General features: G+C 60.3%; 23 protein-coding genes. 10 read left to right on the top strand and 13 right to left on the bottom strand.

Annotation, left to right across the window (positions count from 1 at the left end; translation table 11 throughout):
• Positions 1–214: 214 nt before the first annotated feature.
• Positions 215–1936, bottom strand: coding sequence for a bifunctional isocitrate dehydrogenase kinase/phosphatase (aceK, locus tag HDC30_RS06410; RefSeq protein ID WP_183781698.1), 1722 nt, complete (start codon positions 1934–1936; stop codon positions 215–217).
• Positions 1937–2345: 409 nt separating this feature from the next.
• Here aceK and HDC30_RS06405 point away from each other — a divergent pair, with 409 nt between their 5' ends.
• Together HDC30_RS06405 and HDC30_RS06400 are read left to right on the top strand one after the other, a co-directional pair.
• On the top strand, positions 2346–3971 hold the full coding sequence (locus HDC30_RS06405) for a methyl-accepting chemotaxis protein (protein WP_183781695.1): 1626 nt from the start codon (positions 2346–2348) through the stop codon (positions 3969–3971).
• Between the two features lie 85 nt (positions 3972–4056).
• Positions 4057–4950: a DMT family transporter gene (locus HDC30_RS06400; RefSeq protein WP_027614539.1), complete on the top strand. Its 894-nt coding sequence runs from the start codon at positions 4057–4059 to the stop codon at positions 4948–4950.
• Positions 4951–5086: 136 nt separating this feature from the next.
• Here the strand turns inward: HDC30_RS06400 and HDC30_RS06395 are convergent, their stop codons facing one another.
• Positions 5087–5950 carry a DMT family transporter gene (locus tag HDC30_RS06395; protein ID WP_183781691.1) on the bottom strand — a complete coding sequence of 288 codons (864 nt, stop codon included), beginning with the start codon at positions 5948–5950 and terminating at the stop codon, positions 5087–5089.
• Between the two features lie 471 nt (positions 5951–6421).
• On the opposite strand from HDC30_RS06395, the gene HDC30_RS06390 reads away from it, so the two are divergent.
• Positions 6422–6946, top strand: a complete 525-nt coding sequence (locus HDC30_RS06390) for a hypothetical protein (protein WP_311659559.1) — start codon at positions 6422–6424, stop codon at positions 6944–6946.
• A gap of 260 nt (positions 6947–7206) precedes the next feature.
• On the opposite strand, the gene HDC30_RS06385 is transcribed toward HDC30_RS06390, so the two are convergent.
• Positions 7207–8145 (bottom strand): aspartyl/asparaginyl beta-hydroxylase domain-containing protein, encoded by a 939-nt coding sequence (locus HDC30_RS06385; RefSeq protein WP_183781685.1) that lies wholly within the window; start codon positions 8143–8145, stop codon positions 7207–7209.
• Between the two features lie 184 nt (positions 8146–8329).
• Positions 8330–9304, bottom strand: coding sequence for a cysteine synthase A (gene cysK, locus HDC30_RS06380; RefSeq protein ID WP_041070300.1), 975 nt, complete (start codon positions 9302–9304; stop codon positions 8330–8332).
• A 127-nt stretch (positions 9305–9431) separates the two neighbouring features.
• Here cysK and HDC30_RS06375 point away from each other — a divergent pair, with 127 nt between their 5' ends.
• Positions 9432–10508 carry a DUF748 domain-containing protein gene (locus HDC30_RS06375; protein WP_098967705.1) on the top strand — a complete coding sequence of 359 codons (1077 nt, stop codon included), beginning with the start codon at positions 9432–9434 and terminating at the stop codon, positions 10506–10508.
• On the opposite strand, the gene HDC30_RS06370 is transcribed toward HDC30_RS06375, so the two are convergent.
• Positions 10468–10761 carry a DUF2442 domain-containing protein gene (locus tag HDC30_RS06370; RefSeq protein ID WP_247267776.1) on the bottom strand — a complete coding sequence of 98 codons (294 nt, stop codon included), beginning with the start codon at positions 10759–10761 and terminating at the stop codon, positions 10468–10470. The two genes, HDC30_RS06375 and HDC30_RS06370, sit on opposite strands and share 41 nt — an antisense overlap.
• A 291-nt stretch (positions 10762–11052) precedes the next feature.
• Between HDC30_RS06370 and HDC30_RS06365 the strand changes: the two genes are divergently transcribed.
• Together HDC30_RS06365 and HDC30_RS06360 are read left to right on the top strand one after the other, a co-directional pair.
• Positions 11053–11898: a MoxR family ATPase gene (locus tag HDC30_RS06365; protein WP_003222636.1), complete on the top strand. Its 846-nt coding sequence runs from the start codon at positions 11053–11055 to the stop codon at positions 11896–11898.
• A gap of 12 nt (positions 11899–11910) precedes the next feature.
• Positions 11911–13089: a VWA domain-containing protein gene (locus HDC30_RS06360; protein WP_183781678.1), complete on the top strand. Its 1179-nt coding sequence runs from the start codon at positions 11911–11913 to the stop codon at positions 13087–13089.
• Positions 13090–13181: 92 nt separating this feature from the next.
• Here HDC30_RS06360 and HDC30_RS06355 read toward each other — a convergent pair whose 3' ends face one another.
• The 4 genes from HDC30_RS06355 to HDC30_RS06340 form a co-directional block, all read right to left on the bottom strand.
• Complete coding sequence (locus HDC30_RS06355; RefSeq protein WP_183781675.1) at positions 13182–14105, bottom strand: biotin-dependent carboxyltransferase family protein; 924 nt, start codon at positions 14103–14105, stop codon at positions 13182–13184.
• A complete protein-coding gene (locus HDC30_RS06350; RefSeq protein WP_183781672.1) occupies positions 14102–14806 on the bottom strand; it encodes an allophanate hydrolase subunit 1 in 705 nt (234 codons plus the stop codon). Before HDC30_RS06350 ends, HDC30_RS06355 begins: the two co-directional genes overlap by 4 nt.
• Complete coding sequence (locus HDC30_RS06345; RefSeq protein WP_183781669.1) at positions 14803–15555, bottom strand: 5-oxoprolinase subunit PxpA; 753 nt, start codon at positions 15553–15555, stop codon at positions 14803–14805. Before HDC30_RS06345 ends, HDC30_RS06350 begins: the two co-directional genes overlap by 4 nt.
• A 63-nt stretch (positions 15556–15618) precedes the next feature.
• On the bottom strand, positions 15619–16905 hold the full coding sequence (locus HDC30_RS06340; RefSeq protein ID WP_007969604.1) for an MFS transporter: 1287 nt from the start codon (positions 16903–16905) through the stop codon (positions 15619–15621).
• A gap of 158 nt (positions 16906–17063) precedes the next feature.
• Between HDC30_RS06340 and HDC30_RS06335 the strand changes: the two genes are divergently transcribed.
• Complete coding sequence (locus HDC30_RS06335; RefSeq protein ID WP_183781666.1) at positions 17064–17978, top strand: LysR family transcriptional regulator; 915 nt, start codon at positions 17064–17066, stop codon at positions 17976–17978.
• Between the two features lie 144 nt (positions 17979–18122).
• On the opposite strand, the gene HDC30_RS06330 is transcribed toward HDC30_RS06335, so the two are convergent.
• Genes HDC30_RS06330 through HDC30_RS06320 form a run of 3 tightly spaced genes read right to left on the bottom strand, consistent with a single transcriptional unit; the run spans position 18123 to position 19970 of the window.
• The gene (locus HDC30_RS06330; protein WP_064586452.1) at positions 18123–18665 is read right to left on the bottom strand and encodes a DUF2937 family protein; all 543 of its coding nucleotides are present in this window, start codon (positions 18663–18665) and stop codon (positions 18123–18125) included.
• Between the two features lie 14 nt (positions 18666–18679).
• Entirely contained in the window at positions 18680–19456 is a 777-nt protein-coding gene (locus HDC30_RS06325; RefSeq protein WP_007969599.1) for a class II glutamine amidotransferase, read from the bottom strand.
• Positions 19457–19472: 16 nt separating this feature from the next.
• Positions 19473–19970 carry an MFS transporter gene (locus tag HDC30_RS06320; RefSeq protein WP_086791999.1) on the bottom strand — a complete coding sequence of 166 codons (498 nt, stop codon included), beginning with the start codon at positions 19968–19970 and terminating at the stop codon, positions 19473–19475.
• 236 nt (positions 19971–20206) lie between these two features.
• Here HDC30_RS06320 and HDC30_RS06315 point away from each other — a divergent pair, with 236 nt between their 5' ends.
• On the top strand, positions 20207–22261 hold the full coding sequence (locus HDC30_RS06315; RefSeq protein WP_183781663.1) for a S9 family peptidase: 2055 nt from the start codon (positions 20207–20209) through the stop codon (positions 22259–22261).
• A gap of 206 nt (positions 22262–22467) precedes the next feature.
• Entirely contained in the window at positions 22468–22941 is a 474-nt protein-coding gene (locus tag HDC30_RS06310; protein ID WP_041070525.1) for a cyclic nucleotide-binding domain-containing protein, read from the top strand.
• Here the strand turns inward: HDC30_RS06310 and HDC30_RS06305 are convergent.
• Entirely contained in the window at positions 22938–23222 is a 285-nt protein-coding gene (locus tag HDC30_RS06305; protein WP_024164429.1) for a hypothetical protein, read from the bottom strand. The genes HDC30_RS06310 and HDC30_RS06305 overlap by 4 nt on opposite strands.
• 80 nt (positions 23223–23302) lie before the next feature.
• Between HDC30_RS06305 and HDC30_RS06300 the strand changes: the two genes are divergently transcribed.
• Positions 23303–23989, top strand: coding sequence for a spermidine synthase (locus HDC30_RS06300; protein WP_003222615.1), 687 nt, complete (start codon positions 23303–23305; stop codon positions 23987–23989).
• The last annotated feature ends 24 nt before the right edge of the window (positions 23990–24013 follow it).

Below are 24013 nucleotides of genomic sequence, written 5' to 3'. Positions count from 1 at the left end.
TCTGTTTATGCAGGGGGCCGATTGTCGCAGATTTGCATCACTGAACACGACTGCGAGGTGCTCTTGTGGCGAGGGGATTTATCCCCGTTCGGCTGCGCAGCAGTCGCCGACCGGATATAAAAGTTGATCTGAAGCGTTTGAGTTGAATGGTTTGTGGGGGGCTTCGCACCCCATCGGGGATAAATCCCCTCGCCACAATGTGTTCACTTGGCAGTTATTCGTTATCGAGGCCCTTGCGGCGGTAAGGGAATACGTCGATGACTTTGCCGGCGCGAATCGCCTCTTGCAAACCCTTCCAATAATCGGCGTTGTACAACTCGCCATGCAGTTGATCGAACAGTTTGCGCTGCCCGGCATCGGCAAACAGAAACGGCGGAAACTCTTCCGGGAACACATCCAGCGGCCCGATCGAGTACCACGGTTCAGAAGCCATTTCGTCCTCGGGGGTGCGCGGCGCGGGGATGTGGCGGAAGTTGGCTTCGGTCAGGAAGCAGATCTCGTCGTAGTCGTAGAACACCACTCGGCCGTGACGAGTGACGCCGAAGTTCTTCAGCAACATGTCGCCGGGAAAGATGTTGGCCGCCGCCAGTTGCTTGATCGCCAGGCCGTAGTCCTCCAGCGCCTCGCGCACCTGCGCTTCATTGGCGTTTTCCAGATAGAGGTTGAGCGGGGTCATCCGGCGTTCGGTCCAGCAGTGGCGGATCAGCACCGTATCGCCTTCGACCGAAACCGTAGACGGCGCGACCTCGAGCAGTTCTTCCAGACACGCCGGATCGAACTTGCTCAGCGGAAAACGGAAGTCGGCGAACTCCTGGGTATCGGCCATGCGCCCGACCCGGTCGACACTTTTCACCAGACGGTATTTTTCGATCACCGTCGCCCGGTCGACGTTTTTCGACGGTGAGAAACGGTCCTTGATGATCTTGAACACGGTGTTGAAGCCCGGCAGGGTAAACACGCTCATGACCATGCCGCGCACGCCGGGGGCCATGATGAACTGGTCGTCGGTGTTGGCCAGGTGATTGATCAGCGCCCGGTAGAACTCGGATTTTCCGTGCTTGTAGAAACCGATCGAGGTATACAGCTCAGCGATGTGCTTGCCTGGCAGAATGCGCCGCAGGAAGCCGATGAACTCCGCCGGCACCGGCACATCGACCATGAAATAGGAACGGGTGAAGGAGAAGATGATCGACACATCGGCTTCGTCGGTGATCAGCGCATCGATCTGAATCCCGCGGCCTTCGCGGTGCAGCAATGGAATCACCAGCGGCCACTGCTCGTCGCGGGTGTAGATGCGCCCGACCAGATACGCACCCTTGTTGCGGTACAGCACCGAGGAAAACAGCTCGACGCTCAGCTCCGGGTCCTTGCACACCCAGTCCGGCAGGTTCTCGCGCAGTTGCGACTCGAGGCGCTGCAGGTCGCCCGGCAAATCGGCGTAGTCCTCGCTGAAGCGATAGTCGGCAAAGATGCTGGCGAGCATCGACGACAACTGCCCTTGCGGTTTGTAGGTGCGGGTTTGCGCAGCCCGGGCGCGGCGCAGGCTCGGCCGGGTGGTGTGGATGAACATGCAGCCGTCGCTGATCAGGTCGTGACTGAACAGCCCGCAGAAGATCGAGTTGTACCAGGTCTCGGACAATTCATCGTCGAAACGCAGGTCAATGACACTGATGTAAGCGCTCTTCACCAGCGGCCAACTGCCGACATTCATCAGCGTCTCGTCATCGAAATGCTCGCGCAGGCGGGCGATGGTTTCGCCGACCTTTTCTTCGTAGAGATTGATCCGCGCCGCCGACGCGGTCTGCGTCTTCTGCCAGCGCGCCTGCTCGAAGCGCTCGCGCGCACCGTCGGTGATCCGCCGGAAGTGCTCGCGGTAATCGTCAAAGCCATCGAGGATCATGCGGGCGATGTCGGTGGCTGGCCATTGCTGCGGCATAGAGGAGACCTCGGCGTGCAAGTGGAAATCTGTGCCTGAGCTTAGCCACGGATGCGTGCGCAGGAGAAGTGCAATTTCTGCCAAAAGCGCGGCAGGGTTGTACAGCGACACAGTTTTTATCAAAGTTTTTTGAGTCGACCGTTCGGTCAATTAACCGCCCTCTCAGTCTCGTCTGCCGCCCCGCGCCAGCCCGCGAATTCCCTGGGATTCGGATCCAATCCCTGCCCCACCGCTCTGGCTCGCGGTTTTACCGCTGCGTTCCCGCCTGTCGATGAAAGAGAAGAACTGCTCACAGATTGGTCTTACCAAAATAGTGGCACTTTGATATACAGCCCGCCAGTACCCGCCTCACAACAAGATCCTCGGCCCACGAGGACGACCTCTTCCTCATAGATCAAGGAGCACATTGATGTCTATCCGCAATCTGCGCATCGGTTTGCGCGCCAGTTTGAGTTTTGCCGTATTGGCCGCCCTGCTGGTGGTGGTCGGCCTGTTCGGCCTGGGCCAGATGAAAAATCTGCGTGAGAGCGCAACGGTGATCGAGGAATCGTGGATGCCCAGCATCGAGAGCATTCACGATGCGGCGGCGAACATCGCCAACATCCGCCTCGAATCCCTGCGCCTGATCACCAGCACCCAGCCGGCGGTACGCGACACAAGCAAAGGCATCATCAAGGTGCAGCGCGAAGAATTGTCGAAGCGCCTGAAGGACCACACCGCTCTGCTGGCCAGCGATGCGGAACGGGCGATGCTCGACGGTTTGAATGGCGACGTCGCCAAGTACATGAGCATCCTGGACCACATCATCGCTCAGATCGACGCCGGGCAAAGTGAACAGGCCTATGCCCGTCTGAACAATGAACTGGCGCCACAGGGCCGGATCCTCGACAAAGCGCTGGAGCAGATGATCAGCTTCAACCAGCAAGGCGCCGACAGCGCCGCCGAAGCTGCTGCCGGGGTTTATCAGCAGGCGCTGTGGATTGTCGCGACGATCATCATTGTCGCCCTGATCGCTACCCTGCTGCTGGCCTGGCTGCTGACCCGCAGCATCACCGCACCGATCAATCAGGCCCTGTCCGTCGCGCAAAAAATTGCCGCCGGCGACCTCAGCGGCCAGATTGCCGATCACGGTAGCGATGAGGCGGCGCAGTTGCTCAGCGCCCTCGCCGAGATGCAGAACAACCTGCGCTCGACCATCCGTGGCATCAGCGAATCGGCGCAGCAACTGGCCTCCGCCGCCGAAGAAATGAGCTCGGTGATGGAGCAAAGCACCCGTGGCCTGCAACAGCAGAACGATCAGATCGAACAGGCCGCCACCGCCGTCACCGAGATGAGCACGGCGGTGGATGAAGTTGCGGCCAACGCGGTGTCCAGCGCCGAGGCCTCCGAAGCCTCGAACGAGGACAGCAAACACGGGCATGTGCAGGTCAGCGAGACCATCAACTCGATTCAGGAACTGGTCAGCGCGGTGCTCGGTGCGTCGGAACAGGCCGAAGGCCTCGCCACTCAGGCTCAGGACATCAGCAAGGTGCTCGAGGTGATTCGCGGCATCGCCGGGCAAACCAACCTGCTGGCGCTCAACGCCGCCATCGAAGCGGCGCGCGCGGGTGAGGCCGGACGCGGTTTTGCGGTGGTCGCCGATGAAGTGCGTTCGCTGGCGCAACGCACGCAGAACTCCACCGAAGAAATCGAGCTGATGATCAGCAGCATCCAGCAAGGCACCGGCGCCACCGTCGGCGCCTTGCAAAGCAGTGCCGAGCAGGCCAGCCACACGTTGCGCCGGGCGAACAGTGCCGGTCAGGCACTGGAGAAAATCACCGCGTCGATCTCGCAGATCAACCAGCGCAACCTGGTGATCGCCAGCGCGGCCGAGCAGCAAGCGCTGGTCGCGCGCGAGGTTGATCAGAATCTGGTGACCATCCGCGATCTCTCGACCCAGACCGCCGCCGGCGCTACCCAGACCTCCGCTGCCAGTCAGGAACTGTCGCGCCTGGCGATCGACCTCAACGGCTTGGTGACGCGCTTCGTGCTCTGAATGAAAAATTAAATGCCCGATTGACGGTTGCCATCGACAGGGCGCTCGGCAACACTCTCGTCCCGATCAAGGAAGGAGTGCCATCGTGAGCGCTGTCGATATTTTCCGCATGCTGTCGCTGGCAGCCATCTGGGGCGCGAGCTTCCTGTTCATGCGTATTATTGCGCCGGTGATCGGCACCATCCCGACCGCGTTCTTTCGGGTGTCGATTGCTGCCGTCGGTCTGCTGGTGATTCTCGGGCTGATGCGCATCAGCTGGGATTTCAAGGGCAAACTGAAAACGGTGATGTTGCTGGGCGTTATCAACTCGGGGATTCCGGCGACGTTGTATTCGGTGGCGGCGCAAGTGTTGCCGGCCGGTTACTCGGCGATCTTCAACGCCACCACGCCGTTGATGGGCGTGTTGATTGGCGGGCTGTTTTTCAGCGAAAAACTCACTGTCGCGAAACTGACCGGGGTGTTTCTCGGCTTGTTCGGTGTCGGTGTGCTGACGCGCGCAGGTCCGGTCGCGTTCGATCTGCAATTGCTGATGGGCGCCCTCGCCTGCCTGCTCGCTACCACTTGCTACGGCTTCGCCGGGTTCCTCACGCGGCGCTGGCTGGATCACAGCGGCGGGCTCGACAGTCGTCTCTCGGCCGTGGGCAGCATGCTCGGCGCCTCGCTGTTTCTGTTGCCACTGTTCGGCTACAGCGTGATCACCGCCCCTCCGGCAAGCTGGGGTGGGTGGAATGTCTGGCTGTCGCTGCTGGGCCTGGGTCTGGGCTGCACGGCGTTCGCCTACATCATCTATTTCCGCCTGCTCAGCTCCATCGGCCCGGTCAAATCGATGACCGTGACCTTCATGATTCCGGCGTTCGGCGTGTTGTGGGGCGCATTGTTGCTGGATGAACCGCTGTCGATGGCGCACCTGTATGGCGGGGTGTTGATTGCGCTGGCGTTGTGGCTGGTGTTGAAGCCGGCTGTAGCAACAGCCCGCTGATGTTGCGGCGCTGATAAGTCAGTCTTCGCGAGCAAGCCCGCTCCCACAGGAGGAATGCATTCCAATTGTGGGAGCGGGCTTGCTCGCGAAGAGGCCGGCCCAGACACTGAAAATGCCCGGGTCGGCCTGAAGGTTTTCAAGCAGTTTTACGGAACACAAACGCCAGCCCGACGATGATCAACAGCATCCCCAGCACACTCAACGCCGCCAGACGATTGCCGAAAATCAGGTAATCCATCACCGCCGTCACCGCCGGCACCAGATAGAACAGACTGGTGACATTCACCAGATTGCCCCGGGCGATCAGGCGATAGAGCAACAGTGTCGCCAGCACCGACACCACCAGTCCCATCCACAACACCGGCACGATGAAACCCGTGCTCTGTTCAAAGTGGAACGGCTGAAATGGCACAAATATCCCGCACAACAACAGCCCGGCCAAATACTGCACCGGCAATGTGCCGAGGGGATTGTCGGTGATGCGTTTCTGCATGATCGAGCCCACTGTCATGCTCGCCAGCGCCAACAGACCGAACAGCATCCCTGCCCAGGACATCCCCGCCAGTCCGATACCCTGATAAACCACCATAATCAACCCGGCCAGGCCCAGCGCCAGACCGAACATCCGGCTCGCCGAGCGCTGGCGCTCCATCAGCACCACGGTCAGGATCGGCTGCACGCCCATGATGGTCGCCATCACCCCCGGCGTGACTTTGGTGTTGAGTGCCAGCAGATAGAAAATCTGATACGCGCTCAACAACACCACGCCCGTTGCAATCGCAAACAGCATCGGCCGACCGCCCTTGGGCAGCTTCAACTTGAGCAGCGGCGTCAACAGCAGCAGCCCGCACAGTGCGATCACAAAGCGAATCAGCAGAAAGGCAAAGGGCGAGGCATGGGCCAGCCCCCATTTGGAGAAGATCGCCCCGCTGCTCCACAGTAGAACGAACAGGCTCGTGGACGTCGCCGCGAGCGCGGATTTTTTCGAAAGGACAAACATGAATACCACCTGTAGTCAGGCAAACAGCCAACTCAGCCGAGGCTGAAATTCAGTAGGTTTTTCTGGCGGGCGCAGGGGTCAGCAAAGAATGCCGATCAGCCCGAAACGCCAACGCCCGGCGGTGATACGACGGCGCACACCGGCGTGCTACTGACAGGTGGAGGGTAATGACTGATCTGCCCAGGCTGCTGATTCCCGCACGGCACGACGCCAGCGTTGACCGCTGAATCGACTACCGCGTTGATGAGGAATGCAGGCATTGGGGCTGATCTTTTTTGAAGGGTTTGGAGAGTGAATCAGATGATTCACGAGCGCCGACTATAACCAGCGTGGGACATGGATTGCAATGATTTGGACAAAGGGCCAGCAGGGACAGCTCGATGGCAGGCGCATAGGCTGATGAGCCACGGATAGGCCCATTGATGGGGAGACAGGAATGCTCGGGATCACATGCCAAGGGAACGGACGAATTTGCGGTATCAGTTGTATCGGTCAGAGGCGAGGAAGCAGGCTGCTTTCGTTACTGTTCAACTACAGCTTCAGTTGGAAAACCATGGTCCGACTGCCATCGATTTGTCGAAAGTACGTTTCGAACCTATCGACCAACAAGCACTACAAGCATCAACTCTCTGGAGAGACCAGCACTTTTGCTGGAATGAGGTCATTGAGTGGAAAGGTCGAGAGCCCTTATCTCTGGACATCGCTATCTGGTTTGGAGAGGAACTTTGCGGGCTGTGTTTCGCAAATCCAAATGCCAGCAAAAACAGAATACGAATTGTGCGTCTGGAGGGACGCCCCTATGAGTTCCATCCGTTAAAAAGACGTATCGGGGCGCTGGCGATGATTGTGATTGAACAATACGCCCAACTCATTGGCAGCAAGGTTCTCGAGATCCAAGAACCTTTGAAGGGCGCGATTTCCCACTATCAAGAGCTTGGCTTCGGCTTCGACGCTGGTGGCCGCCTTGTCAAAACCCTGGAGAACCTAGTATCGTGAAAACTGTTCAATTAACGATCAACACTGGTGGAGAAATGAGCAAATCAACCAAAAAGCCTTCCTCCAGAAAAGACACACTTCCTCTCGGCAAAAAAAACGGTGAGGTAATGCTCACTGCGAGTCAGAGGCGTCTGCTGCAGTTACTGATAACAGGCACTGAAAGCGAAGAGCCGAGTGTACTCGCCGCTGGCCGACTGTAGACTTATCAGCAAACAAAAAACCGCTCACAAGGAGCGGTTTTTTCATTTCAACATCCGGCCTCAACCAAACAGCCAATACCCCAGCAGAGTCAGCACCACCACCGCCAATACCGGACGCAGGATGCGGTAGGCCTTGGGATTGCGGCGTTTCCACTGTTTGACCACGCCGCTGAACCGGTCGCTGAAGTTCTTGCTCCAGGCGTAGGCCTGATTGATGCCGCCGACACGTTCGTCGTCAAGGTTCTGCGGGGCGGTGGCACGTCCCAGCCAGGCGCTGATGGCGCGATTGATGCGGGTCATCAGGCGGTTGCTCAGCGGGCGTTCGACATCGCAGAACAGGATGACGCGGGTTTGTTCGGTTTCGTTCTTGACCCAGTGCACGTAGGTCTCGTCGAACATCACGTCTTCACCGTCGCGCCAGGCGTAGACCTGACCATCAACGAAGATCCGGCAATCGTCGGAGTTCGGTGTCGACAGGCCCAGGTGATAACGCAGCGAGCCGGCAAACGGGTCACGGTGCGGGTTCAGATGGCTGCCACCTGGCAACAGCGCGAACATCGCGCCTTTGACGTTAGGGATCGCATTGACCAGCGCCACGGTCTTCGGGCACAGGGTTTCGGCCGACGGCAGCGGTTTGTCGTACCACTTGAGGTAGAAACGCTTCCAGCCCTTCTTGAAGAACGAGCCGAAACCGGCGTCATTGTTCTTTTCGGCGGCGCGGATGTAGCCCTCGTCGAACAGGTGCATGGCCTCGTCGCGAATGGTTTCCCAGTTATCGCGCAGCACATCCAGTTCCGGAAACTTGCTGCGATCCAGATACGGTTTGGAGGGAACGCCGGAGAACAGGTACATCAGCGCGTTGTACGGGGCGAACAGCGCCGAGTGGTTGACGAACTGACGCAGTACCGGCAGACGCGCCTTGCCGCGCAAATGCACATAGAGGATGCTGCCCACAAACAGCAGCAACACCAACACCTTGGCGGCTAACGAAAAGGTCATCAACGACTCCTTGAATAAAGACAACGCTGCGCAATGCCCATTACCCGGCATGGCAGCCGGCCATGATAAACACTACCGGCCTCGGGAAAAACCCGCTGAACCCAAGATTCAGTGTTAAGAATTGCACAACAAAGCATTTATTAGCATAACGATCCTGAACCCTGGCTGATCTGAGTCAATTCGACTACTGCTGATTCTCCTGCTCGGTGAACAGATCGCTGAACAGCATGCTCGACAGATAGCGCTCACCGGAGTCCGGCAAAATCACCACGATGGTCTTGCCCTGCATTTCAGGCTTCTCGGCTAAACGCACTGCCACGGCCATGGCCGCGCCGCAAGAGATACCGCACAAAATCCCTTCTTCCTGCATCAGGCGCAGCGCCATGGCCTTGGACTCGTCGTCAGTGACCTGCTCCACCCGGTCGACCATCGACAGATCGAGGTTCTTCGGCACGAAACCCGCGCCAATCCCCTGAATCTTGTGTGGGCTCGGCTTGATCTCTTCACCCGCCAGCGCCTGGCTGATGACCGGCGAAGACACCGGCTCCACTGCCACCGACAGAATCGGTTTGCCCTGGGTATTCTTGATATACCGCGAAACGCCAGTGATGGTTCCGCCGGTCCCGACGCCAGCGACCAGCACATCGACGGCGCCATCGGTGTCGTTCCAGATTTCCGGGCCGGTGGTTTTTTCGTGGATCGCCGGGTTGGCCGGGTTATCGAACTGCGACGGCATGAAGTATTTGCCGGTGTCGCTGGCAACAATTTCGGCAGCCTTCTCGATCGCGCCTTTCATGCCCTTGGCCGGTTCGGTCAGGACCAGCTCTGCGCCGAGGGCCTTGAGCACCTTGCGCCGCTCGATACTCATTGATGCCGGCATGGTCAGCATCAATTTGTAACCACGGGCGGCGGCGACGAAGGCCAGACCGATGCCGGTATTGCCCGACGTCGGTTCGACGATGGTCATGCCCGGCTTGAGTTTGCCGCTGCTTTCGGCGTCCCAGATCATGTTCGCGCCGATCCGGCACTTGACCGAATAACCGGGGTTGCGCCCCTCGATCTTGGCCAGAATGGTCACGCCGCGCGGCGCGATGCGGTTGATCTGCACCAGCGGCGTGTTGCCGATGGAATGGGCGTTGTCAGCGAAAATACGGCTCATGGCTGGGTCCTTATGCAGCGTTGAATTCAGCCTTTCAAGGTATGCCTGTTGCCGGGCGCAGTCCAGTCGGGTCGAACGTCTGCGCCGCGCCACAGTCAATCGCTTACATCGTTCGGGAATTGTTGCCATGAAGCGTCGTTATAGCTGGCCAATAGGGATTTTTGCCGTCGTGGTTGTGCTGCTGATCGCCCTGCACATCGCCCTGCCCTACGTGGTGCGCGATTACCTGAACGGCAAACTGGCCGACATGGGTGACTACCGCGGCCAGGTCACCGACGTCGATCTGGCCCTGTGGCGCGGCGCCTACCGGATCAACGGCCTGAAGATCGTCAAGGTCGACGGCAAGGTGCCGGTGCCGTTCGTCAACGCGCCCGTGATCGATCTGGCGGTCAGCTGGCATTCGCTGTGGTACGACCATGCCGTGGTGGCGCAGGTGCAATTCTTCAATCCCGAGATCAACTTCGTCGATGGCGGCCCCAACAAGCAGAACTCGCAGACTGGTAAAGGCACCGACTGGCGGGCGCAACTGGGCAAGTTGCTGCCGATCACTCTCGACGAGGTGCAGATCCACGACGGCAAGATCACTTTCCGCAATTTCAACTCCAAACCGCCGGTCAACATGAACGCCAGCAACGTCGAGGCGAGCATCTACAACCTGACCAACGTGGTCGACAAACAGGGCAAGCGCGATGCCCGCTTCGAAGGCAAGGCCAAGCTGCTCGGCCACGCACCACTGGAAACCACGGCCACTTTCGATCCGCTGAGCAATTTCGAGGACTTCCAGTTCCGCCTGCGCGCCCGCGACATCGAACTCAAGCGCATGAACGACTTCGCCTCGGCCTACGGCAAGTTCGACTTCAACGCCGGCCACGGCGACGTGGTCATCGAAGCCCAGGCGAAAAAAGCCCAGGTCACTGGCTACATCAAACCGCTGCTGCGCGACGTCGAAGTGTTCAACTGGCAGCAGGACGTGGAGAACAAGGACAAGAGCATCTTCCGCTCAGTCTGGGAGGCCATCGTCGGCGGCACGGAAACCGTGCTGAAGAACCAGGCCAAGAATCAGTTCGCCACCAAGGTCGAACTCAGTGGCAACGTGCATCAGCAAAACATCAGTGCGTTCGAAGCGTTTTTGCAGATTTTGCGTAATGGCTTCATTCAGGCTTTCAATGCGCGGTATGAGCGGCCGAAGCCGGATGCGGGCTAGAGCGCTGCGCCAGCATTTCCAAATAGAGTGTATCAGCGCCGATCTGAATATCCGGCTCTGGCCATTCCACACTCCAGCCGTGATCGCCCAGGATTACAGAGGCGAATATCTCAGGATCCAGCAACGGCTGGAGCCCTGGAGCGTCTTGAAGATCTTGACTCAAATCGACCACCCATCGCTGATCATCGATAAAGGTCAGTTCCAGACAAAAATCAGACCAGACACGAACCGCCGACAGGCGGGGGCGTTTCATCCGTAACATCAGTGCAAGTCCTCCATCAGATGATTGGGCTACTTCGCAGCCCAGCGGGAGCAAGCTCCCTCGCCACAGATTTTGTAAACATCCTGAAGGCTATCGTTAAATCAGCAAGGCCTGAATGCTGGCCATCAGCCGAAACCGAGTCAACATGTGACGCCCCATTCAGAGACTGAATAAGCCGTCTGCGTTCACAGTCGACCGGGCTGCGCGTTATAGTCGGGGCATCCGATTTTTTCGCCCCCGCCCTGCCCGCGCAGGTCGGCGTTACCGTTCGAGGATTAGCAGATGAAGTTCGAAGGCACCCAGGCCTACGTCGCCACCGATGACCTGAAGCTGGCGGTCAATGCCGCCATCACCCTGGAGCGGCCACTGCTGGTCAAGGGCGAACCGGGCACCGGCAAGACCATGCTCGCCGAGCAACTGGCCGAATCGTTCGGCGCCAAGCTGATCACCTGGCACATCAAGTCCACCACCAAGGCCCATCAGGGTCTGTACGAGTACGATGCGGTCAGCCGTCTGCGCGACTCGCAACTGGGCAACGAAAAAGTCCACGACGTGCGCAACTACCTGAAGAAGGGCAAGCTGTGGGAGGCGTTCGAGTCCGAAGAACGGGTGATTCTGCTGATCGACGAAATCGACAAGGCCGACATCGAGTTCCCCAACGACTTGCTGCAAGAACTCGACAAGATGGAGTTCTACGTTTACGAGATCGACGAGACCATCAAGGCCAAGAAGCGCCCGATCATCATCATTACCTCGAACAACGAGAAAGAGCTGCCGGACGCCTTCCTGCGCCGTTGCTTCTTCCACTACATCGCCTTCCCCGACCGCAGCACTCTGCAGAAAATCGTCGACGTGCACTACCCGGACATCAAGAAGGATCTGGTCAGCGAAGCGCTGGACGTGTTCTTCGACGTGCGCAAGGTGCCGGGCCTGAAGAAGAAGCCGTCGACCTCCGAATTGGTCGACTGGCTGAAGCTGCTGATGGCCGACAACATTGGCGAAGCAGTGCTGCGCGAGCGCGATCCGACCAAGGCCATTCCGCCATTGGCCGGTGCGCTGGTGAAGAACGAACAGGATGTGCAGTTGCTTGAGCGCCTGGCGTTCATGAGCCGTCGCGGTTCTCGCTAAGAGGCTGATGCCATGTTGCTCAACCTGTTCAATGAAATGCGTGCAGCCAAGGTGCCAGTGTCGGTGCGCGAGTTGCTCGACCTGATCAACGCGCTGAAACAGCGCGTCACCTTCGCCGACATGGACGAGTTCTACTACTTGTCGCGGGCGATTCTGGTCAAGGACGAACGGCATTTCGACAAGTTCGACCGTGCGTTCGGCGCCTACTTCAATGGCCTGGAAAAGCTCGACGATCACTTGCAGGCACTGATTCCCGAAGACTGGCTGCGCAAGGAATTCGAGCGTTCGCTGACCGACGAGGAACGCGCGCAGATCCAGTCCCTCGGCGGTCTGGACAAACTGATCGAAGAGTTCAAGAAGCGCCTGGAAGAACAGAAGGAACGCCACGCCGGCGGCAATAAATGGATCGGCACCGGCGGCACCAGCCCATTCGGCTCTGGCGGCTTCAACCCGGAAGGCATCCGCGTCGGCGATGCCGGCAAGCGTCAGGGCAAAGCGGTCAAGGTCTGGGATCAGCGCGAGTACAAGAACCTCGACGATTCGGTGGAGCTGGGTACGCGCAACATCAAGGTCGCCCTGCGTCGTCTGCGCAAATTTGCCCGTCAGGGTGCGGCTGAAGAGCTGGACATCGACGGCACCATCGACCACACCGCCAAGGACGCCGGCCTGCTGAATATCCAGATGCGTCCGGAGCGGCGCAACACGGTGAAGCTGTTGCTGCTGTTCGACATCGGCGGCTCGATGGACGCGCACGTGAAGATCTGCGAGGAACTGTTCTCGGCCTGCAAGACCGAGTTCAAGCATCTGGAGTACTTCTACTTCCACAACTTCATTTATGAGTCGGTGTGGAAGAACAACCTGCGCCGAACGTCCGAGCGTTTCTCGACCCAGGATTTGCTGCACAAGTATGGCGCCGACTACAAAGTGATCTTCATCGGTGACGCCGCCATGGCACCCTACGAAATCACCCAGGCCGGCGGCAGCGTCGAGCACTGGAACGAAGAGCCGGGCTACCTGTGGATGCAGCGCTTCATGGAGAAGTACAAGAAGCTTATCTGGATCAATCCGTATCCGAAGGACACCTGGGGCTATACCTCTTCGACCAATATCGTGCGCGATTTGATCGAGGATCAGATGTATCCGCTGAACCTGCGCGGGTTGGAAGAAGGGATGCGCTTCCTGTCCAAGTAATCTTTGTTGTCGGTGATGCCCTCTTCGCGAGCAGGCTCGCTCCCACAGGTGAAATGCATTCCAATGTGGGAGTGAGCCTGCTCGCGAAGCCCTTAGCTAATTATGAAACGCTGCAAATACTCGACATGCTCGCGATGTGCGACTTCCTGCACCACCGGCCTAAACCGCACCTGCGCCCCCGGCAAACACTGCGCCAGTCGCGCCAGCGCCAACGGCGTCAACGCTCCCAAGCGCGGATAGCCACCAATCGTCTGCCGATCATTGAGCAGCACAATCGGCTGTCCATCCGGCGGCACCTGCACCGCACCCAGCGGAATACCCTCGGAAATCATCGGCCGGCCCTGATACTGCAAGGCCTTGCCCAACAGTCGAATGCCCATGCGATCAGCGCGACTGTCGAGCGTCCACGGACTGTTGAACACATCGAACAGACTCTGCCCGCTGAACTGGCCGATCTGTGCGCCAAGCACCAGATCCAGCGGCGCGTTGAGGCGCAGATCAGGTCGATGCGCCAGCGGCACTTCACGCACCTGCAAAACCGCACCGCGATAACTCAACGTCGCGCCCTTGGTCAGCGGTAACCCCATACCATCCAGACCACCGAGCTCTTCACGCACCACCGTGGCACTGCTGCCCAGCACCAGCGGCGCATCGAAACCACCGGGCGCCGCCAGATAAGCCCGGGCGCCGAGCAGCGGTTGAGTGAACTTCAATGTCTGGCCCTTGCCCAGTTTGAAACTGCGCCACGGCGCCAGCGCCTGCCCATCGATCTGCGCACCAAGATCAGCGCCGGCCAGCGCCAGCAAGCAATCTTCCTGCGCCACCACGGCAAACCCGCCGAGGGTGATTTCGATCACCGGTAGATCCAGCGCATTACCGAGCAACCAATTGCCCCAACTCATCGAACTCCAATCCGCTGCGCCGCCCTGGGTCACGCCCAAATGGCGCACGCCAAAACGCCCGGCGTCCTGTAACAAACACAGCGGCGTACTGGCTTCAATCGTCAGTCGGCTCATGCCAGCGCCTCCAGTGGCGTGTCATCGCCGCCCAGGTTGATGAACTCGGCGTGGCTCACCGCTTCGAAACGCACGGTGTCGCCGGGTTGCATCAGGCTGTAGCCGTCGCGATGACGGTCGAACAGTTTCGCCGGGGTGCGGCCGATCAGGTTCCAGCCGCCGGGGGACACCACCGGATAAGCAGCTGTCTGCCGCTCGGCAATCCCGACGCTGCCAGCCGCGACTTTCTTGCGTGGGGTGTCCAGGCGTGGCGCCGCGAGGATTTCTTCCACCAGCCCCATGAAGGCGAATCCCGGCGCGAAGCCGAGGGCGAACACCTGATATTCGCGAGCGCTGTGACGACGAATCACCTCCTCCACCGCCAACCCGCTGCGCTGCGCCAGCAGGCTCAGTTCGGGGCCGACACTCAGGTCATACCAGACCGGTAACACATGGCACTGGCCGCCGGTGCGCGCATTCGGCGACAGGTCGATCAAGGCTTCAGCGATCAATTCACGCGCCTGACTCGGGCTCAGCGCGGTCAGATCGTAATGCACCATCAACGTGGTGTAGGACGGCACCAGGTCGATCAACTGCGCGCCAAACACCGCGCGCAAGCGCTCACTGGCGGCGAGCATCCACGGCATGTTGGATTCGGCAATTTCATCGAACAGGCGCAGCATCAGGCAGTCCAGGGCCACCACTTCAATCCGTGGGCTCATGGCGCGCTCTGCTGATTCAGGGCCTCGCGAATGCGCTGCACGGCGGCCACCGAACTGGCGTTGTCGCCATGCACGCACAAGGTGTTGGCCTGCAGGTGCAGCGCGCTGCCGTCGCTGGCAACGAGCTCGCCGCCACGGGCGATGGTCAGCGCCTGTTCGATGATTTTTTCTGCTTCGTGATGCACTGCGCCCGGCAGTTGCCGCGAGACCAGTCGACCTGCGCTGTCGTAGGCGCGATCAGCAAAGGCTTCGAACCACAGGGTCACGCCGTATTCGTCACCGAGTTGCTGCGCCGCTGAATTGTCGCGGGTGGCCATCAGCATCAGCGGCAAGCTGCGATCGTAGGCGGCAACGGCCTGAATCACCGCCCGCAACTGCGCCGGGTTGGCCATCATGTCGTTGTACATCGCGCCGTGGGGCTTGACGTAACTGACTCGCCCGCCCTGCGCCTTGCAGATGCCGTCGAGCGCGCCGATCTGGTAATGCAGGATGTCTTGCAGTTCCTGGGCGGAATAGGCCATGGAGCGCCGGCCGAAACCGACCAGATCCTGATAAGCCGGGTGCGCGCCGATCTGCACGCCATGACTCAGGGCCAGGCTGACGGTCTTGCGCATGATGCTCGGGTCACCGGCATGGAAGCCGCAAGCCACATTGGCGCAGTCGATGAAGGGCATGACCTCGGCGTCCAGACCCATGGTCCAGCTGCCGAAACTCTCGCCGATGTCGCAATTCAATAGCAGGCGGCTCACGGTGAACACTCCTGTAGCTTCTTGTCTTTTTGTCTGTAGGACGCTTGCCCGGCAGGTTATCAGTTACTGCGCATCCAGTTGCTTGCCACGGGTCTCCGGCAGGCTCAATGCGGCGAGAATCACCACGCCGTAGGACACCGCAGCGAACGCACCGATACCCACGCTCAACGGGACTTTCTGACTCAGCAAACCAATCAACAGCGGAAACAATGCCGCCAGCGCCCGACCGATGTTGTAGCAGAAGCCCTGCCCCGAGCCGCGAATTCGCGTTGGAAACAGCTCGGTGAGAAACGCGCCCATGCCGCTGAAAATTCCCGAAGCGAAGAAGCCCAGCGGAAAGCCCAGCCACAGCATCACCCCGTTGCTGACCGGCATCTGCGTGTACAGCAGAACGATGGTGAACGAGCCGACCGCGAACAGGATGAAATTCTTTTTACGTCCCAGCAGATCGGTCAGATAAGCGCTGATCACATAGCCGACGTAGGAGCCGACAATTACCATCGCCAGATACCCGCCGGTGCCGAGCACACTCAAGCCTCGTTCGTTCTTCAGGAAGGTCGGCAGCCACGAGGTGATCGCGTAGTAACCGCCGAGCGCACCGGTGGTCAGCAAGGAAGCACGGAACGTGGTGAACAGCATGCCGGGGGCAAAGATCTCGTAGAACTTCGCCGGATTCTGCGGAGTTTGCGCCGCCTTGGCTTCGCGATAGATCTCCGGGTCTTTCACCAGACGCCGCACGAAGATCACGAAAATCGCCGGGACGATGCCGAGGATGAACAGCGCTCGCCAGGCATCTTCCGGCGGCAACACTGAGAACAGCAGCGCATAGAGAATCGCCGTCAATCCCCAGCCCAAGGCCCAACCGCTCTGCACCATGCCCACCGCTTTGCCGCGATCCTTGGCGCGGATCACCTCACCGATCAGCACCGCGCCAGCCGTCCATTCGCCGCCAAAACCGAAGCCCATCAGGGTGCGAGCGATCAGCAGCTGTTCATAGTTCTGCGCAAAACCGCAGAGGAACGTGAAGAAGGCGAACCACAGCACCGTCAGTTGCAGGGTGCGCACGCGGCCGATGCGGTCGGAGAGAATCCCCGCCACCCAGCCACCAATGGCCGAAGCGATCAGGGTGCTGGTGTGAATCAGCCCGGCCTGTCCGGTGGTGATGCCCCACATGGCGATCAGGGTCGGTACCACGAAGCTGAGCATCTGCGTGTCCATGCCATCCAGGCCATAGCCGATCTTGCAGCTCCAGAAGGTGCGACGCTCTTGCTGATTGATGTTGCGATACCAGTCGAACGGTCCGGGGCGGGCCGTGCTCTTGGGGAGGTCGAGGGTGTCGGGCGCACGCATGGCAAGTCTCCGCAGGCTTTTATTGGTCTTGTTCGAAGTTCCGACGACGCCTATCGTGGGAACCGGATGCGCCGATTTTTCGTCGCCCGGCCCTGCTGCGTCCAACGAATAAAAACCCGCCTTAGGCATAAGAAAAATTTGTCACCCGAGCCGTTGCCATGAACCTGAAGTTTCTCGAGACCTTTGTCTGGGTCGCCCGGCTGAAGAGTTTTCGCCTGACCGCCGACAAGCTGTTCACCACCCAGGCGTCGATTTCCAGCCGCATCGCGGTGCTCGAAGGCGAGCTGGGGGTAAAGCTGTTTCTGCGCGATTCACGCGGTGTCAGCCTGACACCCGAAGGCCTGAAAGTGCTGGACTATGCCGAGCAGATGCTCGATACGATGTCGGCGCTCAAGCAATCAATCGAGACCCGTTGGAGCAAGGTCGGACGGGTGCGCATCGGCGTGATGGACACGGTGATCCACACCTGGCTCAGCCCCTTGGTGGCGCAGATGACCGATCTGTATCCACGGGTAGAAATCGAGTTGGTGGCGGATACCTCGCTGAATCTCTGCGATCAGCTGCAAAAAGGTTTTCTCGACATCGTTCTGCAAACCGATCTGGTGCGCCACGAAAGCGTGCGTAGCCTGGAGTTGGCCAGTCATCCGCTGGGCTGGATCGTTGCGAGCAATTCGATCTACAACCGTGACTACGCCGACCTCGGCGAACTGGCGCAGGAACGGATCATCACCTACTCGAAAAACTCCCGACCGCATCAGGATCTGCTGGCATTGATGCAGGCCAACGGTGTGTTGGCGCCGCGCCTGAACTGCGTGAATTCGGTGTCGGCGATTACCCGGCTGTTGCGTGATGGTTTTGGGATTGGCGTGCTGCCGCCGGTGCTGGTGGCCGAGGAACTGGCGCGGGGTGAACTGACCTTGCTCGACATCGACCAGCGACCGCCGAATCTGCAGGTGGTGGTGTCGTGGCGAGTTGGTGTGGAGTGGGTCGAGGAGATGGTGACGTTGTGTCAGCAGGTGCTGGCGGGGTATGCGCGCAAGGTTGGTGAAAAGTACATCACCCTCACTCAGTAATCACACCTGTGGTGAGGGGATTTATCCCCGATGGGCTGCGCAGCAGTCCTGAAACCTGAGCAATCAGGTTGATCTGACACACCATTGAGGGCCGCTTCGCGCCCCATCGGGGATAAATCCCCTCGCCACGGGGTTTGGCCAGCCTTACAAGCCGCGCACGTCGCGGTCTTCAATCGGCCGGCTCTGGCGCAAGCGCCGGCCGCCGAGCACCACCCAGTCAATCAGACGAATCAGGCACTCGATGCCGAACGACAGCAGCAACGCGCCGCTCATGCCCCAGATCATCGCCTCCGGGGTCAGCAGGATCTGGTAGCTGTAGCCATTCCAGGTTTCCTTGCGAATGTCCGGGTCGGCGGCCAGCACCACTTGCAGAAAGCGGATGTACCACGGCCCCTGCATCGCCTGGAACTGTTTATCCAGCGCAATCTGGCGGTTGAGCAAGGTGCTCAGGCTGTCGGCATCGCTGCGAAATACCGGGTCGTCACTGGCGCGGTAATGCGCGACCAGCGCCTGCAAGTCGCCCTTGAAGAACTGCTCGGCGGTGCCCTGAAAACCGCGCAGACCGGTCTGCGCTTCGATCAGATGGGCTTCGACGCGTTTGGCGTAATCGTTGATGAAACCCGGCACCTGGACACCGATCAACAGGCCCGCCGCAAACAACACCAGCCGTAGATAACTGAGCAACATCGGGGAGAGATCCTTTATTCGGTCGTGCCCTGGCTGACGCATTCGCCGCGTCGCCACAGGCTCCATTGGCCCGGTTGGTAACGGGTCCAGGTTTCGTTTTCGGTCAAAGGCTCGGTGGCGATCACCGTGACCACGTCGTTGGGCGTGGTTTCCGCCTGGAAATCGACGATCACATCGACATCCTTTAGCCGCGCCGGGCCGAACGGTGCGCGCCGGGTGATCTGTGCCAGTTTGGTCGAGCAATAGCAGAACAGCCAGTCGCCGTCGCTGAGCAGGCAGTTGAACACGCCTTTGCTGCGGTATTCGGCACATGCAGCGACCAGATCCGGCAGCAGCACTTCTATATCGACCGGTTCCGGAAATGCTGCACGCACGCGGTTGAGCAAATCGCAGAACGCCGCTTCGCTGTCGGTATCGCCCACCGGGCGGTAGAAACTCTTGATCGGGGTGAAATCGGCGAGCTGGCCGTTGTGCGCGAAACACCAGTTGCGCCCCCACAGTTCGCGGACGAACGGGTGGGTGTTGGACAGGCAGACCTTGCCGACGTTGGCCTGACGAATGTGGCCGATGACCACTTCGCTCTTGATCGGATAGCGCTGCACCAGGTTGGCGACTTCCGATTCGCTGCTCGCGGCCGGATCCTGAAACAGGCGCAAGCCACGACCTTCATAGAAGGCGATGCCCCAGCCGTCGCGGTGCGGGCCGGTGCGCCCGCCGCGCTGCATCAGGCCGGTGAAGCTGAACACGATATCGGTCGGCACGTTGGCACTCATGCCCAGTAGTTCACACATGTGCTGACTCTCGTGATTACAGGCGCGGCTCGACGCGCATGCGCTGCGGATTGTTCGGCAATGGCGGGCGACCGTAACGGTCATCACCGGCAGCGCCGAACGGCTGATCGTCGTCGCGATCATCGGCACGCGCCGCCGCTTTGGCCGCCTCGGCCTGCTCGCGGCGGGCGCGCGAGGCGCGTTCGATCGGGAAGCGGATCAGCACGAAAATCAGGTAGATGCCGAACGCAATCATGCCGTACATGAACAGATCGGAAATCGCCCGCCAGGCGTTGTTGCCGACCTTGAAGGCCAAGTCCAGCGCGGTGATGGCGATCGACGGTGCAACCTTGGCTTTCACCGGGTCAATGATGGTCGGGCTGAACAGCAACACTGCCATCAGCACCCGCAGCGGCTCGCGCAGCCAGCGCCACATCCAGCGGGTCAGGCGCATCCATACCAACAGGCAGCCCACAGCGGCAAAGGCGTAGAGGCCCCAGGCGATCAGATAGTCGTTCTCGGTCATGGTGTCCATGGCAAGGCAGGCAAAGAGGCGCTTATAGTAACGACTTTTCGCCCGTCAGGCTTGTCCCAATGCCAGACGGCCCGCAGCATACCCTGTGGGAGCGAGCCTGCTCGCGAAAGCGCCGGGTCAGTGAAACAAATGTCATCTGACAGAACGCTTTCGCGAGCAGGCTCGCCCCCACAGGGGCTGAGGCGGTTTCAACAACCGCGAACACCATTATTCCGAATACTGTCCGAGAGCCTTCCATGCCCGAATCCGCCCACGTCATCCGCGCCCCGATCGCCCGCAAGGCAGCCGGTGCCGACCCGTATGCCTGGCTGCAGGAACGCGACACCGACGCGGTGCTCGACTACCTCAAGGCCGAAAATGCCTATCAGGAAGCACAGACCGCCGATCAGGCCGGCCTGCGCGAGAGCCTGTTCGAGGAGATCAAGGGCCGGATCCTCGAAACCGATCTGTCCTTGCCCTCGCCCTGGGGCCCGTATCTGTATTACACGCGCACCACGGCGGGTGACGAATACGCCCGCCATTACCGTTGCCCGCGTCCGGCCGACGACAGCCTGACCCTCGACGAAAGCCGCGAGCAACTGCTGCTCGACCCGAACGTTTTGGCCAACGGCGGCTTCTTCTCGCTCGGCGCGTTCAGCATCAGCCCGGATCACCAGCGTCTGGCCTACAGCGTCGACGCCTCGGGCGACGAGATCTACACACTGTTCGTCAAGGAGCTGGCCAATGACAAGGTCAGTGAACTGGAATTTCAGGACTGCGACGGCAGCATGACCTGGGCCAACGACAGCCTGACGCTGTTCTTCGGTGTGCTCGACGACACCCATCGCCCGCACAAGCTGTTTCGCTATCGCCTCGACGGCACCGCCGCTGAAGAGGTGTTCCACGAGCCGGACGGGCGTTTCTTCCTGCATTGCTACCGCTCCAGTTCCGAGCAGCAATTGCTGCTGACCCTGGGCAGCAAAACCACCAGCGAAGTCTGGGCGCTGGACGCGCATCAGCCGCACCTGCCCTTCACTTGCCTGGCGCCACGGGTCGAGGATCACGAATACGATGTCGATCACGGCGCACTGGATGGCGTATGGACCTGGTTCATCCGCACCAACCGTGACGGCATCAATTTCGCCCTGTATCAGGCGCCGGATACCGGTGTGGTACCGAAAGAAGCCGACTGGCAGAACCTGATCCCGCACAGCGACACGGTGATGCTCGACGGCGTGACGCTGAACACCGCGGCCATGACCCTGAGCCTGCGCGAAGGCGGTTTGCCGATCATCGAAGTTCACCCACAGGGCCAGACGCCGTATCGCGTGCAATTGCCGGACGCGGCCTACAGCCTCTATGTGCAGAACAGCCTGGAGTTCGAAAGCGACCGCATCCGTTTGCGTTACGAGGCGCTGAATCGTCCGGCGCAGGTGCGCCAATTGCTGCTGGCCAGCGGCGAGCAAACCGTCCTGAAAGAAACCCCGGTGCTCGGCCCGTTCGACGCCGACGCCTACGTCAGCCAACGCCTGTGGGCCACCGCGCCGGACGGCACGCAGGTGCCGATCAGTCTGGTGATGAAACGCGAAATGGTCGGCAAACCAGTGCCGCTGTACCTGTACGGTTATGGCGCCTACGGTTCCAGCCTCGACCCGTGGTTCTCCCACGCACGCCTGAGCCTGCTGGATCGCGGCATGGCCTTCGCCATCGCCCACGTGCGTGGCGGTGGTGAGCTGGGCGAGGCGTGGTATCGCGCCGGCAAACAGGAACACAAGCACAACACCTTCAGCGACTTCATTGCCTGCGCCGAATTCCTGATCCTCAACGGCATCACCACCGCCGAGAAACTGGCGATCAGCGGCGGCAGCGCTGGCGGCTTGTTGATTGGCGCGGTGCTCAATCAGCGCCCGGACCTGTTCGGCGTGGCGATTGCCGAAGTGCCGTTCGTCGACGTGCTCAATACCATGCTCGACCCGGACTTGCCGTTGACCGTCACCGAGTACGACGAGTGGGGCAACCCTGAAGAGCCGGAGGTCTACGAGCGGATCAAGGCGTACGCGCCGTACGAAAATGTCACCGCGCAGGATTACCCGGCAACCCTGGTCATCGCCGGCTACAACGACAGCCGCGTGCAGTACTGGGAAGCGGCCAAGTGGGTGGCGAAACTGCGCGCGACCAAGACCGACGACAACCTGCTGCTGCTCAAGACCGAACTCGGCGCCGGGCACGGCGGCATGAGCGGGCGTTATCAGGGATTACGTGACGTAGCGCTCGAATATGCATTTGTGTTCAAGGTTTTGGGCCTGGCCTGAGGAACTCCGTCGGTCACTTGGGTCTTAACTCCAGACCCCGGTGGTCGATACACCACAGATCCCATTGTGGGAGCGGGCTTGCTCGCGAATGCGGTGGGTCAGTCGACACTGATATTGACTGAACCACCGCATTCGCGAGCAAGCCCGCTCCCACAGGGGTCCGTGTAGTGCCTGAAAACCGTGAAAACAATAAAGACCGCAACGACATGTCAGAACCGACCTTACTGAACAACGAAATTCGCGACTGGCTGATGGACTGTGGCCTGTTCGATCAATTGCAACTGGCGGACTTCGCCGCGGCCTCGGGCTACTTCAGCATCAGCACCGTGGCGGAGGGCGAAGCGATTTTCCGTGAGGGTGATGCCGGCAGTTTCATGTGCATCCTCCACACCGGCCAGGTCGCCGTGCAAAAGACTGGCCCCGACGGCCAGGTCATCACCATGGCCACCCTGCGCAGCGGTCGGGCGTTCGGCGAAATGGCGGTGCTGGATGGTGAGCGCCGTTCGGCGACCTGCGTCGCGGCGAGCAACTGTCAGTTGCTCAACCTGGGCAAGGACTCGCTGGAAAAAATGCTCAACGACGCGCCGAAGATCGCCGCCAAGATCATCCGCGCCCTCGCCGTGTCCCTCTCCAAACGTCTGCGCATGGCCGACGGCCAACTGGCGGCGCAACAGGTTTAACCGCCGGGAGATTTGGTCTTGGTGCTGCCCGGTTCGATGCCCGGCACCGGTTGATCCTTGCTTGGCGGGCTGGGCATTTCGATCGGCACCAGCGGCGGGCTACCACTGCCGGCACCGGCCTTCGGTGCGCTGATCGGGGTGATTTGCGGATACGGGGTCGGCGTGGCGGTTCCCGGCGAGCCGGGTTGCGGCGTCGGGCTGACCGGAATGGTCTGCTGCGCCTGCACTGCAGTAATCGAGAGCGCGGCCAGGGCAATGACCGTTAGAATGGTGCGCTTCATCAAGGGCTCCGTTTGGCCTTTAGTCTGCGCTCAGGCTACTCCCAACGGGCCTGCTTGCCTTCCCCCTTGTAGAGATTTCCATGAAACGTTTCGTTCTGCTCGACACCACGCCGATCCCTGACAACGGCGGCGCCCTGTGCCTGTTCGAGTATGGCGAGGATTTCGTCATCAAGATCCAGGGTGGCGACGGCGGGCAATTGATGAACACGCGCATGCACGGTTCGGAAGATGCGCTGGCCGAAATCCCTTGCCGCAAGGTCGCCGGCCGGCCGAATTCGCGAGTATTGATTGGCGGTCTGGGCATGGGTTTCACTCTCGCCTCGGCGCTCAAGCATCTGGGCAAGGGTGCCGAGGTGGTGGTCGCCGAACTGGTGCCCGGCGTGGTCGAGTGGAATCGCGGGCCGCTCGGTGAAAAGTCCGGACGACCATTGCTCGACCCGCGCACAGTGATCCGTCAGGACGACGTGGCCAAGGTCCTGCAAAGCGAGCCGAACGGCTTCGACGCGATCATGCTCGACGTCGACAACGGCCCCGAAGGCCTGACCCAGAAGGCCAACAGCTGGCTGTACTCCGCCGCTGGCCTCAACGCCTGCGCCAAGGCCCTGCGGCCCAAGGGCGTGCTGGCGGTGTGGTCGGCCAGCGCTGACCGGCAGTTTTCCGACAAATTGAAGAAGGCCGGATTCAAGGCCGAAGAAGTCCAGGTCTTCGCCCACGGCAACAAGGGCACCCGCCACACGATCTGGATTGCCGAGAAGCTCAAGGGCTGAGCTAAACTCTGCACATAACCGTCA

It is taken from the genome of Pseudomonas sp. JAI115, from assembly GCF_014200835.1.
GTDB classification, from domain to species: Bacteria; Pseudomonadota; Gammaproteobacteria; order Pseudomonadales; family Pseudomonadaceae; genus Aquipseudomonas; species Aquipseudomonas putida_A.
The sequence above is the reverse complement of the archived record's forward strand: the minus strand, read 5'-3'. Positions and strand labels throughout refer to the sequence as shown.